Annotated in this window: 18 protein-coding genes; 10 read left to right on the forward strand and 8 right to left on the reverse strand. The window is 44.4% G+C overall.

What is annotated here, in order from left to right; all coding sequences use genetic code 11:
• Positions 1–9 precede the first annotated feature (9 nt).
• Both J4760_RS12000 and J4760_RS12005 read left to right on the forward strand, forming a co-directional pair.
• Entirely contained in the window at positions 10–1,005 is a 996-nt protein-coding gene (locus tag J4760_RS12000) for a YsnF/AvaK domain-containing protein (protein WP_237605863.1), read from the forward strand.
• Between the two features lie 217 nt (positions 1,006–1,222).
• Positions 1,223–1,939 (forward strand): general stress protein, encoded by a 717-nt coding sequence (locus J4760_RS12005; RefSeq protein ID WP_237605864.1) that lies wholly within the window; start codon positions 1,223–1,225, stop codon positions 1,937–1,939.
• 38 nt (positions 1,940–1,977) lie between these two features.
• On the opposite strand, the gene J4760_RS12010 is transcribed toward J4760_RS12005, so the two are convergent.
• The gene (locus J4760_RS12010; protein ID WP_237605865.1) at positions 1,978–2,733 is read right to left on the reverse strand and encodes a hypothetical protein; all 756 of its coding nucleotides are present in this window, start codon (positions 2,731–2,733) and stop codon (positions 1,978–1,980) included.
• A gap of 203 nt (positions 2,734–2,936) precedes the next feature.
• Here J4760_RS12010 and J4760_RS12015 point away from each other — a divergent pair, with 203 nt between their 5' ends.
• Complete coding sequence (locus J4760_RS12015; protein ID WP_237605866.1) at positions 2,937–3,644, forward strand: DNA alkylation repair protein; 708 nt, start codon at positions 2,937–2,939, stop codon at positions 3,642–3,644.
• 79 nt (positions 3,645–3,723) lie between these two features.
• Here the strand turns inward: J4760_RS12015 and J4760_RS12020 are convergent, their stop codons facing one another.
• Positions 3,724–4,497 carry an acetoin reductase gene (locus J4760_RS12020; protein WP_145288736.1) on the reverse strand — a complete coding sequence of 258 codons (774 nt, stop codon included), beginning with the start codon at positions 4,495–4,497 and terminating at the stop codon, positions 3,724–3,726.
• A gap of 222 nt (positions 4,498–4,719) precedes the next feature.
• On the opposite strand from J4760_RS12020, the gene J4760_RS12025 reads away from it, so the two are divergent.
• Complete coding sequence (locus tag J4760_RS12025; protein ID WP_237605867.1) at positions 4,720–5,991, forward strand: OFA family MFS transporter; 1,272 nt, start codon at positions 4,720–4,722, stop codon at positions 5,989–5,991.
• Positions 5,992–6,083: 92 nt separating this feature from the next.
• Positions 6,084–6,869, forward strand: coding sequence for an SDR family oxidoreductase (locus J4760_RS12030; protein ID WP_237605868.1), 786 nt, complete (start codon positions 6,084–6,086; stop codon positions 6,867–6,869).
• 57 nt (positions 6,870–6,926) lie between these two features.
• On the opposite strand, the gene J4760_RS12035 is transcribed toward J4760_RS12030, so the two are convergent.
• Entirely contained in the window at positions 6,927–7,766 is an 840-nt protein-coding gene (locus J4760_RS12035; RefSeq protein WP_237605973.1) for a YitT family protein, read from the reverse strand.
• A 567-nt stretch (positions 7,767–8,333) separates the two neighbouring features.
• On the opposite strand from J4760_RS12035, the gene J4760_RS12040 reads away from it, so the two are divergent.
• From J4760_RS12040 to J4760_RS12055, 4 genes are all read left to right on the forward strand, one after another.
• Positions 8,334–8,786: a MarR family winged helix-turn-helix transcriptional regulator gene (locus J4760_RS12040; protein WP_145288723.1), complete on the forward strand. Its 453-nt coding sequence runs from the start codon at positions 8,334–8,336 to the stop codon at positions 8,784–8,786.
• Positions 8,787–8,800: 14 nt separating this feature from the next.
• Positions 8,801–9,313 carry a GNAT family N-acetyltransferase gene (locus J4760_RS12045; protein WP_237605869.1) on the forward strand — a complete coding sequence of 171 codons (513 nt, stop codon included), beginning with the start codon at positions 8,801–8,803 and terminating at the stop codon, positions 9,311–9,313.
• Between the two features lie 14 nt (positions 9,314–9,327).
• Positions 9,328–9,942 (forward strand): FMN-binding negative transcriptional regulator, encoded by a 615-nt coding sequence (locus J4760_RS12050; RefSeq protein WP_237605870.1) that lies wholly within the window; start codon positions 9,328–9,330, stop codon positions 9,940–9,942.
• 73 nt (positions 9,943–10,015) lie between these two features.
• A complete protein-coding gene (locus tag J4760_RS12055; RefSeq protein ID WP_145288715.1) occupies positions 10,016–10,522 on the forward strand; it encodes a CueP family metal-binding protein in 507 nt (168 codons plus the stop codon).
• A gap of 117 nt (positions 10,523–10,639) precedes the next feature.
• Here the strand turns inward: J4760_RS12055 and J4760_RS12060 are convergent, their stop codons facing one another.
• Together J4760_RS12060 and J4760_RS12065 are read right to left on the reverse strand one after the other, a co-directional pair.
• Entirely contained in the window at positions 10,640–11,689 is a 1,050-nt protein-coding gene (locus tag J4760_RS12060; protein WP_145288712.1) for a homocysteine S-methyltransferase family protein, read from the reverse strand.
• A gap of 220 nt (positions 11,690–11,909) precedes the next feature.
• Positions 11,910–12,569, reverse strand: a complete 660-nt coding sequence (locus tag J4760_RS12065) for an SDR family oxidoreductase (RefSeq protein WP_237605871.1) — start codon at positions 12,567–12,569, stop codon at positions 11,910–11,912.
• Between the two features lie 187 nt (positions 12,570–12,756).
• Here J4760_RS12065 and J4760_RS12070 point away from each other — a divergent pair, with 187 nt between their 5' ends.
• The gene (locus tag J4760_RS12070) at positions 12,757–13,056 is read left to right on the forward strand and encodes a hypothetical protein (protein WP_237605872.1); all 300 of its coding nucleotides are present in this window, start codon (positions 12,757–12,759) and stop codon (positions 13,054–13,056) included.
• A gap of 216 nt (positions 13,057–13,272) precedes the next feature.
• On the opposite strand, the gene J4760_RS12075 is transcribed toward J4760_RS12070, so the two are convergent.
• The 3 genes from J4760_RS12075 to J4760_RS13275 are packed head-to-tail and all read right to left on the reverse strand — an operon-like array spanning position 13,273 to position 14,846.
• Entirely contained in the window at positions 13,273–13,857 is a 585-nt protein-coding gene (locus J4760_RS12075; protein ID WP_237605873.1) for a nucleotidyltransferase domain-containing protein, read from the reverse strand.
• Between the two features lie 12 nt (positions 13,858–13,869).
• The gene (locus J4760_RS12080; RefSeq protein ID WP_237605874.1) at positions 13,870–14,229 is read right to left on the reverse strand and encodes a cupin domain-containing protein; all 360 of its coding nucleotides are present in this window, start codon (positions 14,227–14,229) and stop codon (positions 13,870–13,872) included.
• Positions 14,226–14,846, reverse strand: coding sequence for a DUF402 domain-containing protein (locus J4760_RS13275; protein ID WP_255695450.1), 621 nt, complete (start codon positions 14,844–14,846; stop codon positions 14,226–14,228). Before J4760_RS13275 ends, J4760_RS12080 begins: the two co-directional genes overlap by 4 nt.
• Between the last annotated feature and the right edge of the window lie 16 nt (positions 14,847–14,862).

The following is a 14,862-nucleotide window of genomic DNA, read 5'->3' on the forward strand; positions in this document are numbered from 1 at the left end:
GGACTAATCATGAGAAAAATGGAAACATTTATTGATGAAAGAGAAGTCACAGATAGAATCGATCAGCTGAAATCACAAGGTGTAGATGAAAACGATATGACACTCATTGCCAACCGTGATCTTAATGTAGGTGGTGCGTTTGGCGCGTATTCCGATGTGAATATCAAAAGTTCCGAAGGCAGCCCTTGGGACAAAGTGGTATCATTCTTCACAGGAGAAGACACGCAGGACCAGCGGGTGAATGATGCGAGGCTGACGGCCGAGGAAGAAGAATCATTCAGACAGGCACTGAATGAAAATAAAATCGTCCTTTACGTCGATGATGAACCATCGGACGGACGCAACACAGGTGTTGTAGATAATTCCTATGGCGACGTCACCGGCGTTTCAGAAGGCGCTACAGCAGGTACAGTCGGTGCTTTCGCAGCCACTGGGCGCGACCGCGACACAAGTCTTACGGATGATTCCTATGCCGACGCTGGCGGTGTATCAGGTGTTGCAGATACAAGGACAAACGATGACTATGCAGCCACTGGGCGTGATCGCAATACTGCATCCGATGAAGAGACGATGGCACTGCGTGAAGAACGTCTGAGATTTGAAAAGGAAAACGTCCAGACGGGTGAGGTGGATGTCGATAAGCACGTCGAAACAGAGCGTCAGGAGTTCGATGTCCCTGTAGAACGTGACGAAGTCACAGTCGAGCGGCGTCCGGTAGATGACAAAAGGCCAGCAGACGACTCGGCTTTCATCGAAGGTGAAGATTCCATCAGAATCCCGGTAAATGAAGAGCGTGTTAATGTGGATAAGGAAAGCGTCGTTTCCGAAGAGGTCGTCATCAAGAAAGACAAAGTCAAAGATAAGGCGCATGTCTCAGAAGAAGTACGACACGAAGAGGTGGACATCGATGAGACATCTGGAAAAGACAGAGATGGACTGAGGGATGAAGACGAAACTCTCAGTGATGGATTTCGGGACAACCAGAGAAGAGACGGCAGAATATAATATATGACGGGAATCCCGGCTCATTCGAGCCGGGATTTCTTTTCTGATACAGCTGGCAGTGCCCTCGCTCGCTTTCCTATCTGCGGAGTTCTGATGGATGAGACCTGCATATGTTTGTCAAGCTGCTACAAGGGAATAATCTAATATACAAAAAACAGGCTGAAACATTCTGATTCGGTATCATGAATAATCAGCAAATCTGACTGGAGGACTTGTCATGAGAAAAATGGAAACATTTGTTGATGAAAGAGAAGTCAAAGAAAGAATCGATCAGCTGAAATCACAAGGTGTAGACGAAAGTGATATCACAATCATAGCCAATAGAGATCTTGATGTAGGCGGTGCATTCGGAGACTATTCAGACGTCAATCTCAGAAGTTCCGAAGGCAGTCCATGGGATAAAGTCGTTTCGTTCTTCACAGGAGAAAACACACGCGATCAGCCAGTGAATGACAACGCTCTGACCGAAGGGGAAGAGGAAGAGTTCAGACAGGCACTGGATGAAAATAAAATCATTCTGTATGTTGATAGTGCGTCAGGTCGCGATACAGATGCGCCTGGCACTGCCCACGATGATGCAACGGTTGTTGAGCAAGGTGCCAAAACACGTATAACAGATGACACTGCTGTCACGGAACGTGATCGCAATCGAGGCGTGATTGATAGCTCCTATGGTGACGCCACCGGTGTTGAGGAAGGTGCCGAAACACGCGCGACAGATGATTATGCAGCGACAGATCGTGACCGTAATCAAGGTGTGATAGACAATTCCTACGGTGACGCGACCGGCATGGCAGAAGGTTCAAGGGCGAATCTGGCTAGTGGAGATGCTCACACCGATCACGAGCACAATATTGCTGATGAAGAATTGGGTCATGAAGATGTGGACGCAGAAGAGGCACCAAAAACGGATAGAAAGTACGATAAAATATAATATGCAACAGTGAAGCCTGGCTCGTAAGCCAGGCTTTTCTATGTGTAGATGGCAATAATCTCGACCTCTATCGCATTGGTATCATGGTAGATCGGCTGCAGTTGCTTGTGGCCTCCGATATCACTCTCCATGATCTTCCGCGTGTTGCTGTCGAGATTCATGAAATCCTTCAGCGGGTCGAACAGGGTGACCGCACCGTCATAGGTCTTCTTCACCTTGGCGAGCACGATATTATCCTCCTCAAGCTCATCGAATTCATTTTCCTCGATCAGCAGACAGTCACGATGGAGCTTGCTGAAGATCAGCGTATCCATGTCATTGTTGTAGACGGGCAGCTTCACCTTATCGAAGTCGAAGACCATATTGAACAGATCCGCATCGTCTGAAGTCGATCCCATCAGTCCTGCATCAAGCAGCTTTGACTTCATGAGGCGGGTTACTTCATACATATCGAACGCTTCATGTATTTTAAGCGGCAGTGTCGCCCGGAAGATCATTCTTCTGCTCAGATCCTCGATCTCCCTGAACGCATCTCCCGCTTCGAAATCCACAAAATAGTCATTATGCACAAGGCTCCGCTCGAGACTGATCAGTTTCGACGGCGCATTGCTGATGATTTCCCCCTTGATGACAGAAGACTTGCCAAGACCAATCTGCGTACTGTCGAACCCCAGCTGCGCCCCTTTATCCGTCTGGGATTCGATCTCTTTGAACTCGACAGCCTGGCCCGCACTGGCGAATGCGTAGTAGGTGTCGTATAGGTTTTCATTAAAATAAATCAGGTTATAGAACATGATCTGACCTCCAATGTCATAGGATGCCTGGTGTGCATCCTATCTTACAGTGTCACCCGAACGTATTCATATTATAACACGAACATATGTTCGATTAAATACGAACGTTTGAGAATTGATATATAAAAGTTTCAATGGCAAAATGAGTTGTTTTGCATTTAAAATGATAAAATTGAAAGGAATACAGCAGAGGGGTGATGGATATGGATTTTCAAACGGTAATGGAGAACCTTGAGCATCTGGGCAAGGAACGGACAAAGAAGATGTATATGTCGAATGGTGCAAAGGAACCGCTTTACGGTGTCGCTACGGGGGCTATGAAGCCGATGGCAAAAGAGATCAGGACGGACCAGACACTTGCGGATCAGCTGTACGACACGGGCAACTATGATGCCATGTACTTCGCAGGGATCATTGCAGAGCCGAATGGCATGAAAGAGGCCGATTATGATCGCTGGATGGATCAGGCATACTTCTATATGCTGTCCGACTACGTCGTCGCAGTGACACTGGCGGAAGCGGATATTGCACAGGAAGTCGCCGACAAGTGGATCGACAGCGGGGAGGACCTCAGAATGTCAGCCGGATGGAGCTGCTACTGCTGGCTGCTCGGCAGCCGCAAGGACCATGAGTTTTCCGAAGAGAAGATTGCCGTCATGCTGGAACGCGTGGAAAATGAAATCCACAGTGCCCCTGATAGAATGAAGGCGTCGATGAACAACTTCATCTACACCGTCGCCACCTCATTCAAGCCACTTCATGAGAAAGCCGTGGAGACATCGGAAAAAGTAGGCATAGTGGAAATGCATCGGGAGAATAGGAAGCCCGCCAAGCTTGATGCCAAGGAAAACATCATGAAGCAGGTGGAGAAGGGCAGAATCGGATTCAAACGGAAGTATGTAAGGTGTTGAGATATATAATTGAATAGATTATAAAATACTCCCTGCAGTCAGAAAGTCGACTCCAGGGAGTATTGGCTATAAAAGCGATTTATCTATACACAAGTCCGCCATCTGTCACGATGGCTTGACCGGTAATATAGTCGGCTTTGTCGGATGCGAGGAAGCTGACGAGATTGGCGACGTCCTGGGGTTCCTGATAGCGGCCCAGTGAGATGGCTCCGGAGAATTCCTTGAATGCATCTCCTGGTTCCATATCGTCATTGTATCTGACCATTTCTGCATCGATGCGATCCCACATCTCGGTCTTCGCTACACCCGGGCAGTAGGCGTTCACTGTAATGTTTTCTTTGGCGAATTCTTTTGAAGCGGAATGCGTCAGAGATTTGACGGCATGCTTCGTTGCGGAGTAGGCGCCGAGCATTTCATATGACTCATGCCCTGCGATGCTGCATGCATTGAGGATTTTACCTTTGCTGCCCTGATCCATGAACTGTCTGGCAGCTGCCTGTGTGCCGAACATGACGCCATTGACGTTGATGGCAAAGATCTTGTTCATCTGCTCTTCCGTGGTCTCGATGAATGGGGCAACGATATCGATGCCTGCGTTGTTGACGTAGACGTCCAGTTGGCCGAAATTATCCACTGCTGCTTTGACAAAATCGGTATGCTTGTCTCGCTTCGATACATCTCCAGCAACGGATACGACTTCATACCCCTCGTTCTTGAACTCTTTCTCAGTCGATTTCAGCGCATCTTCGTTGATATCCTGCAGGACAACTTTGAATCCATCTTTCGCGAGCTGTAATGCGATACCTTTACCTAGACCAGCGGCAGAACCTGTAACAACTGCAACTTTATTCATCTACTCATCCTCTCAAATTTAATTCACTCTCTCTTTACCCTTAATTGCGGCAATCAACTGTTAAACTAAAGGAATAGACATAATTATTACTAACATTCGTTTATAATGCTAGAAGAGACGAAAAAAATATAATTTTTCTAAAATAATAATAATATATACGGACATTTATGTTACTATTGTATTTATTGTTCGTATTTTAATGTGTATTGGAGGAATTGTCATATGGATAGGTTGAATAATAAATGGATACGGGCTGTGCTGCCTGCACTCCTGATCCACTGCAGCATCGGTACGGTATACTGCTGGTCCTTGTTCAAGGGGGACATTGCCGCCTACATCGGAAGCAGTGTGGGTGATGTGGAGTGGGCGTTCAGTATCGCCATCTTCGTACTGGGCATGTCTGCAGCGTTTGGTGGCAGGTTTGTTGAAAAGGATATTCGGAAATCTTCCCTACTTGCGGCGGTGTTCTTTGTTGCCGGCATGGCGGGTACAGGGTTCTTCATCTATCAGAAGTCGTTGATGGGCATCTATCTTTCCTACGGTGTGGTCATGGGTATCGGTCTTGGGATCGGCTATCTGACACCGGTGAAGACTTTGATGCTCTGGTTCAGGGAACAGAAGGGCTTGGCGACGGGTCTTGCGGTGCTGGGATTCGGTCTGGCGAAAGTAATTGCGAGCCCATGGATCGAGCAGCTGCTTGGCGCACGCAACAGTGAAGGCGTGCTTTTGAATCCAGCGAACATCTATACGATGTTCTTTATTCTGGCAGGTACATATATGGTGATGATGCTGATTGGACACCTTTTGATCCGGAAGCCGGCGGGCTATACGGAAGCAGTCGCACAGAGCCAAAGCTTCAGCTACATGGAAGTGTTGAAAAATAAAACATTCATCGGCATCTGGCTGATGTTCTATCTGAATATTACTTGCGGGCTCGCACTCATTTCCCAGGAGAAGGGCATTCTTGTATTCATCGGTTTCGGCGCCATCGGCCTTGTCAGTGCATTGACGGCAATCTTCAATGCAGGGGGTAGACTCATGTTTTCGGCGCTCGGTGACCAGCTTAGGGACCGCAACTCAATCTATAAGATCATCTTCATTTCATCCATTACAGCGATTGTACTGCCGCTCGTGTTCAATGGCGTCAGCAGTACAATCACAATATTCTTCATCATCGCACTGCTGTGCATCGTCAATGCGGGATATGGAGGTGGATTCTCATCCCTGCCGCCGCTTCTGGCCGATCGTTTCGGTCTGCATGCGATCTCCACAGTACACGGACTGGCACTCTCTGCCTGGGCAATTGCCGGACTGACCGGCAACCAGCTGGCGACATTCGTACTCGCTCAGACAGGATCCTATAACGTACTGCTCTATGTCATCATGGGACTCTTCGTCATTGCGACGCTGATCAGTGCGTTCGTTGTCCGACCTGGAAAAGTGGATCTGCCGACTGAAGAAGTGAACACGGAAAAAGAACTCGTTACCGGTTGATTTCAAGTTGCCCTGCATCATCCTTTTACGTTTATGACCACTCTATATGGGAAGAGTAGAGTATCATTAACGAAAAAGGGGACAGTTATAAAATGAGTAAAACAATCATGATCACAGGCGCCGGTTCAGGTCTCGGGAAGGGCACGGCGATCGGGCTGGCAAAGGAAGGCCATAAGGTCATTGCCAGTGTTGAAAATCTGCCGCAGAAGACTGGGCTGATGGAAGCGGCGGAAGCGGCTGGTGTGGATATTGAAATCTTCAAGATGGATATTACGAATGCGAAAGACCGTGAGCGTATGAAGCACTATGACTATGATATATTCGTCGCTGATGCAGCGGTCAATGAGGGCGGACCCATCTGGGAAGTGCCGATGTCTGCACTGCGTGAACTGTTCGAGGTCAACGTGTTCAGTACACTCGAAACGGCCCGCATTGCTGCAGAACACTTCGTGGAGAAACGCCAGGGCAAGATCGTATTCATGTCTTCCATGGCCGGTTCCATGGCAGCTGCCTACAAAGGGCTCTATGCATCTTCCAAGCATGCTCTGGAAGCCATCGCCAAGTCGATGCGCCAGGAACTTGAAGAATTCAATGTACAGGTTGCTACAATCAACCCGGGCCCATTCGAGACGGGCTTCAACAAGCGTGCAGTGGAGGAGAAATGGGAATGGTTCGATCCCGACAAGCATTACACTTCCGTCGAAAATCTCAAGGAAAGCGAGCAGGGGCTCGATCAGCAGAATGATCCGCAGCTGATGATTGATAAGATGGTGGAAATCATTCCGAAGGACCACCACAAGTTCCGTACTGCATTTCCTGAAGATACGGCCGAGAACATGCGCCAGGAAGAGAAAGAGAACTGGGATATCGAAATATAAAAAAACAGGGTGCAAAATCTCTTGAGAGATGCTGCACCCTGTTTTTATTTTACATATTTATGCGATGGAATTGCCGAGTACGCTGTTTACATCGTTGACGACGACAAATGCATTTTCATCGTAGTGCTTGATCAGACGTTTCAGCCGGGTCAATTTGGATTTATTGATGACGACATACAGAATGTCGTTCTCTTCTCTGGAATAGAATCCTTTACCGTTCATCATCGTTACACCGCGGCCGATTTCACTGTTGATCAGCTTACCTAGTACTTCCGGTTTCTGGGAAACGATGGTGATAGCTTTCTTCGGATTCATACCTTCTATCATGAAGTCCATGACTTTTACATTGATATACATTGCGACGACAGTGAGCAGCACCTGCTCGATCGTCAGTACCGTCAGGCCGATTGTAATGACCATCAGGTCGAATGCCAGGATGGCATTCGCAATTTTTATATCCGTATACTTGTTGACGATTCGTCCCAGTATGGCCGAACCAGCCGTCGTTGCACCGATGCGGATGACAAGACCATTACCGAGACCAAGGAAAAGGCCACCGAAAATGACATTGAGCATGATTTCATCCGTCTGTATGACAAATGAATCTGTGATTCCGAGGAATACTGACATCATGATGACCGCAAATATCGTATAGTACATGCCACGTCTGGACAGAAATTTAAAACCGATGATAAGCAGGATGCCGTTCAGTACCAACGTGGAGATGGCAGGTGATATATTAAATGCATACAGGATGATGATCGCCAGTCCCGATACACCACCGTCCCCCAAGTTTCCTGGAATCATGAATTGATTGACTCCGATAGAGAACAGGAAAGCCCCCAGGATGACAGCTGCGATGTTGAGCAGCGTCTGAAGCGTAATTCTCGGCGTCATGAGTATTTTTATATTTTCAAAATTGATTTTGTTAAGCCCTTTTTTTATCATTTCAATAACCCTCCTTATAATTCGTTTGAATGCCGCTGATTCATAATAAAGGGAGTGGTAACAAATTTCAACTCATTTACTCATAGTCCTAATAGAAAGATAATTCGGCCTGGAGCCCTTGAGGCTCAAGGGATTTGATCCTCTTTGGAAGTAAGCGTTCTCTTGAATGAATAAAGGATAGAATGCAAAGATATTAATACAAGAAAACGAGCAAAGAAGTGAGTTGTGATGAGATTTGAGGTTCAAGACTATAGAGAAGAGCGGATCGATATGTTTGAAGAGGAAGCTCAGAAAATCAGGGACGTGTTCGGTAGGGGACTCGCAGATATCCAACATATTAAGCTGTTTGTAATTCTTCTAGGAGGGGGTCTATGATCCCAGAGAAGCGCCTTCCAACTTTACCAACTATAATCATCAGAAATGATAGAATTGGAAATATTTTTTATAGTAAATGCAATAAAATATGATATAGTAGTCTTATAAATTATGTTGCATTTGCAACAAAAAGGAGAGGCTATGAAAGATATACTAAGGAATATCGGCATAATATCCAGAGCACTCGATTCAATCAGCAACATAGAGTTCAAAGAACTTGATCTGGCAAAAGGGCAGTTTGTCTATCTCGTAAGAATTTGTGAAAACCCTGGAATGATTCAAGAAAAATTGGCGGAGATTTTAAAAATTGATAGAACAACTACTGCGCGAGCTATTAAAAATCTAGAGAAGAATGGATTAATCATCAAAAAAACAGATCCAAATAATCAGAAAAACAAGTTACTGTTTCCTACTGCAGAAGGGCAAGCGATCTATCCATTTATAATCCGCGAAAATGAACATTCCAATGCTGTGGCTCTACAAGGATTAACCGAAGAGGAAATTGATGTCTTAGTAGGATTATTAGAAAGAGTTAAAGATAATATTTCACACGACTGGCTACGTGTGAAAAAAGGATATAAAAGAGAGTATTAAAAGGGGGATAAATAATGATCAGACAATGTACAATTGAAGATCTATCTGAATTAAAGGAAATAAGCTATGCCACATTTGATGAAACTTTCAGGCCACAAAATAAAAAAGAAAATATCGACGCCTATTTAAGTACGGCATTTACATCAGGAAAACTGCTCAAGGAATTGGAAAATCCGCATTCATACTTCTATTTCATTTACTATCAGAACAGTTTGGCAGGGTATTTAAAAGTAAATATTGAAGACGCACAGACAGAGAAGATGAAAGGTAATAGCCTGGAAATAGAGCGTATCTATGTATTAGATAAGTTTCAAAAGCAAGGATTGGGAAAGCAACTGTTCAATCAAGTGCTGGATCTTGCTCAAGAGTTAAACCGTGAAAAAATATGGCTGGGTGTCTGGGAGAAGAATACTAATGCAATTCGTTTTTATGAGAAATTAGGATTTCTGCAAATAGATGAACACGCTTTTTATATGGGTGATGATCGTCAGATTGATATAATTATGAGTAAATCTTTAAAGGGTTGAAGAGAGGAGCTACTATGTACATTCCAAAATACTATCAAGTACATGATTTCAATGAGATCAAAAGCTTCATCCGAGAAAACTCATTTGCAACAATTGTCTCATATGACGGGACTAGACCCATTGCAACACATGTACCTGTCAATATTAAGGAAACAGAAGGGGATTTATATGTTTCCGGTCATTTTGCAAAAGGGAATCAGCAATGGAAAACAATGAATGATAAAGAAAATGTTCTAGTCATGTTTCAAGGTCCACACGGCTATGTCTCTTCAACATGGTATAAAGATGAAAATGTGCCTACCTGGAACTATCAAAGTGTACACTTATATGGAACTGGTAAGATTCTTAGCGAAGAAGAATTGATTGAAGATTTAATAATTTTGTTAAACAGTTATGAAGGTCATCGTGAAAAGGGCGCAACATGGGATAATTTATCTGAAACTACTCGTCAGCAAGTTAAAGGTATCGTCGGCTTCAGAGTTAAAGTCGATGAAGTCCAGGCAGCGTATAAGTTAAGTCAAAATCGAAATGAAGAAGACTATGAGAATATTATTAAAGAATTAAGGTCTTCCGAAAAAAAATTGGAGAATGAGTTGGCTATTGTTATGAATACGTCTCTACGCTCATAATTCATATAATTGTTACAGTCCCTAGAAACGTAGTTGAATCTGCTTGGTATAATTGAATTGAGGAGGGATATAAATGAAAAAATATCTGATGTCGGTTTTAACAATCTTAATGATTGTATCGACAGGATGCAGCAACGATTCAGCTTCAGATGAAACAAGTATAAAAGAGTTCGTATCACAGCTGAGCGCCAGTAATGTTGTAGAATCTGCTTCGATAAACGATCGAACCCTTGTCGTTCAGGACGGCGGAGAAGAGGAGATCCATGATCTTCCCGAAGATGAATTCTTTGTATCGATCGCCCCTTATCTTACATATACACATCCGTGCGAACATCATAATCTGATTGGATGCCAGGGTGAACTGGCAGATAAAGAAATGGATGTAAAGATTATAGATGATCAAGGCGAGGTTCATATCGATCAGACACTGACGACACTCGAGAACGGTTTTATGGACTTCTGGTTGCCGAGAGACCGGGAATATACTATAGAAATCAGCTATGAAGACAAACATGTCGAGCATGATTTCTCCACTTTCGACGGAGATGGTACGTGTTTAACAGATCTGCAGCTGAAGTGATATATTTGAATGAAATAATCAGAACAAAATTAAAAGGCATGTTTCCTGCGGCTACAGGAAACATGCCTATTGCTTCATTTTCATTCTATACGTACGACTGGATGTCCTATTTTCTGCTTAAGCTTTTGTACGGTAGTCAAGATTATGTTTCTGCAGTGTTTCATCTTTACCAAACAGGAAGTGTTTCTCCATGTCAGGAGAATACTTTGAATTGACTGCTTCCACTCCGACAGCTTCCGCAACAGACCGAAGCATGGCAGGGGAGGCACCACAGCACAATCCGATATAGTTCACACCGATAGCATGCGCCTTCTTTGCCCACTCTGCAAGTTCATAGCGGTTATGGTAGAGCGGATCGAGCGAAGTCGGGAAGGTCGTTTCAAGCGGCAGATGACAACTGCATCCACCATCCGGCAGATTGAAAAAGGTCGGATGTGCTTCTGTAGTACGGTAGGGAATCGGCAGTCCGCCGACGTAGCCATCCACCTTTTCACGTATCTTCTCAAGATAGGGCTGCATAGTGTCTGGACCGCGGAAACAGTTCATCCCGACCACCAGCGCGCCTTTTTCAGCGAGTATCCTGCAGGATTCCTCTACCGTAAAGCCATCTCTCAATATATTCTCACCCATGAGTCCCATCGTGATGACAGCTGGAATTTCCAGCCTTTGAATCTCTTCCAGAGCAATGACTGCTTCTTCATGGTAATAGAATGTTTCCCCGTTGATATAATCAACATCCTCTTCCTTGCACCATTGGACCATCTCTGCAAACATCGCCCTGACCTGGTCTTTGGATTCAGGGTTGTCGGGATCGAATATGTTCGTATTGGAGATATTGCCGGCGACCAATGCTTCTTCCACTGGATGCTCCTTCGCCACCTCTTTAGCCAACCGGATGGCATTTCGATTCAAAGGTTCCAGAAGGTCTTCCTTGCCGATGATCCGCATTTTCTCCCTGTGGGCGTTGTAGGTGAAAGCCAGTACGACATCGGAGCCGGCATTCATATAGTCGCGGTACGTCTGCTTGAGTGCCTCCGGATTATCCAATGCCACTTCCGGTACAAAAGATCCTGCCTGCAAATACCCTCTCCGTTCCAACTCGAATAGATACCCTTCGCCTGCAATTACCGGACCGTCCTTCAGTCTTTCTTCCAAACTGCGCTTCATATGAACTTCCTCCTTTAATTCAAAGAGAAGGTTTAAAATGTTTAATAACCTCGTCTTTGTGATTAAGGCAAGTTTATCATGATATGCCGTTGTAAAATAATACTGATAATTCATGGTTCGATATAGTGTGAGGCTATATCGAAAGCCCATAAATCAGATGAAGGCATAGCACGCATCAGAAAGTTGTTCATTAGACGGCAGATTCTAATCCTATATTTGATTACTGCAATGGACGGTTCTGGTCTGCTACAGCTTCCTGGATGGGCGTTGCTCCTTCAGTCAATTCAAGCACAAGCCTGGCTGTTTCATCATTGTTTATCAACTCGGCAAGTACAGCGGCCACATCATCCCTTGAGACCTGGCCATAAGGAATGACGGGTCCAAGTTTGACTTTCCCTGTACCAGGATCATCTGTCAGTGTACCTGGACGTAGAATGGTCCAATCCAATGAAGACTTCGCCAACCCCGCATCAGCCTTACGCTTCATTTTCATGTAGAACTCGAAACTATCCGGCATGTCCTTGTCCCTCCAAGCATCCGGGAACGCTGAAACGAGCAGGAACCGTTTTACTCCCGCATTTTCAGCTGCAGTGATCATCTTACTCACACCCTCACCATCTACAGCTTTGGTTGCATCCACACCAGCGCCACCAGCACCTGCAGCAAATACCAGCACGTCCGTCCCTTCCAGCATGGAAGCATATTCCGCGACATCAGTTTCAACCAGATCAGCAACATTCGTCTTCATTCCCAGTGCTTCCAGGTCAGGCGCCTGTTCCTTTTTGCGGATATAGCCAACAGGCTCATCACCCCGTTCAGCCAGCAGTTGTCCTAGACGACTTCCCACTTTGCCGTTTGCTCCAATAATTGCTACCTTCATGCTCATCTTCCTTTCTCTTTTATTTATTTTCTACTATTCATAGCATAGCACTTGGAACACGTCCGACACCAAGTAATTGGATTTGGACAAATACGATATTCTCGCTTGCTATTGAGCAGGGAATTGATTGGTGTACTTAAATTATCTGAAAACTGTATGGTAAAATTAAGAAATAGGGGGAATCGAGTTGAAAGCGACGATCGTCTGGGGAAACATCATTCTTTGTGGAATCATCGCCATCTTTATTGCATTTTTCTTTGCAGAAGGGACCATTGCCGAAAACTATACGAATAAAAGGTTTGTAGCACCAGAGTTCTTTTTGGTCGTGCCGGTCTGGGCGATTGGAGCACTGTCAGCATCGTCTTACTTTTATCGGAGTGATTTAAAGAACACCTCATATGTAGTGATCATACTGATCAGCTTACTACTCTGGATGACCATCCCTGCTGGATTATGGTTTTCAAGCTTATTTCTGCAGGGCAAATAGTAATTGACTATGATAGACATGAAACGTATGGAAATTATTTTAATGCTCGTTCTGATTTTTAACACTGACATTGAGCGACTTTTTCCGGGACTTATACCCATCTTTTGCGAAGGACAAAGCCACTGTGCACCTCAAATTTAAGGGATGTCTTCAGAATAGCCAAAGCCATGGTTGTTCGGGAGACATCTTTTCCCTTCTCAAGGGCCCTTGTGAATGCTATAGACAGCAATTTCCGGGGCAAGCCGCCCCGTCTAGTAATTGGGGCAAATGAATCTTTAGTGCTTCTTTCAACCATTTCTTTTGATCATCATCCATAACAGAGACAGCTTCATTGAAGTCATGAACATCTTTTGAACCAATTGATTTTGCTTTATACAGAAGAACAATCTCAGGTTTTAAATAGGGAAGGCTGTTTATTGAGAAATTAATGATTTCGTTCAGAGGCTTTGTAACCCGGGAGTCCCTTCTGAATATCCAATTCTCTTCATCTTTCTCATTAAGTAGTATTTCAAGCTTTTGACCGGTAGCTTTATGAGTGGCATGCAATTCGTGGATGGGAAGTTTCAAATGTTCATGTCCCCATGTTGATAGTTCTCCTTCTTCCACTTTACAGATCTCCCAATCATTCAAGTGATGCTTCAGTATTTGCTGATCCTCACGAAATATCATGATTTCTATATCATCATGTGCTCTTGTTTGTTTATCTAAATACAGATCAATCGCCCAGCCACCCGCAATGCACCAGCATCCTTCGAACCCTCGCATCCACTCATTAACAGAATGACATACCTCAAAGCACATATGATTTTCTCCTTATATTTCCTTCAAAGACATATAGGCATCCGGGTCAATTTCCGGTGATTCGACTACTATCGCGGTCATGCCAGTCTCTGTAGACGTCTCATGTTCCTCTCCCTTGCTCCAGAAAACAGCATCACCTGCCTCGACAGTTACACTTCCCTGCACTCCACTCCGGACAAAACCTTCCCCCGAAACAACAAGCAGTACTTGAGGTACTGCAGCCTCATGAGAACCGATTACTCCATTCGCTTCCAAATAGAAACAACCGATCTGCGCCATCTCTTCAGTCTTTAAAATTCTATTGAGAATGAAGTTCGAATTTAAATGAGTGATTTTCTCTCCCTCTGACTTTCTGAAACTATATATTTTCATAGCTGTCTCCCTTCTGATGTACTTTGGTTGATTATGATTTCATCAATATAAGCATCAAAAAAACCATCAAATGGGAAAGATTGCTTTTCAATTCTGCTTTTCAATTTATCTACGGAATGCTCCACAAATTGAAAGATATCCTCTGGGTAGTTTAGAAGACGACTGTTCACAATAAATTCATCGTAGTCGACCATCTTCCAATCTTCACCCGGGATTTTAACAATGTCGACATCCAGATCGATAAAGCTGACATTACCATCCTCATATTCAGGGGGCAATGCAATGTTGCAGTAGTATTCCAGGTTCCCATTAGGATGAATATCTATATTCACCGTGAATGCATCTTTCAGTGAAAAATACTCTAAGGACGGCGTAGAACATACGAAGATTTTATTCTTCGTATGATGAGCCAGTTGTCTGCCAGCTTGGCCATTGACTAGTACATACCTCTCCGTCTCTTCAATAAGTTGAGTATCCCACGAGTAGTGGAGTCGATTATCATATTTAAAAGCCGATATGGTTATGGGTTTTGGCGGTGAGTTGACTATGATAAGCACTCCTTTCTTTGAAGTATATGAAATTACATAGAAACTAATAAGAAAGATCCAATCTATCATTTATGTAAGTTTTTAG

The sequence above is a fragment of the Salinicoccus sp. ID82-1 genome, from assembly GCF_021991715.1.
Taxonomy (GTDB): Bacteria; Bacillota; Bacilli; order Staphylococcales; family Salinicoccaceae; genus Salinicoccus; species Salinicoccus cyprini.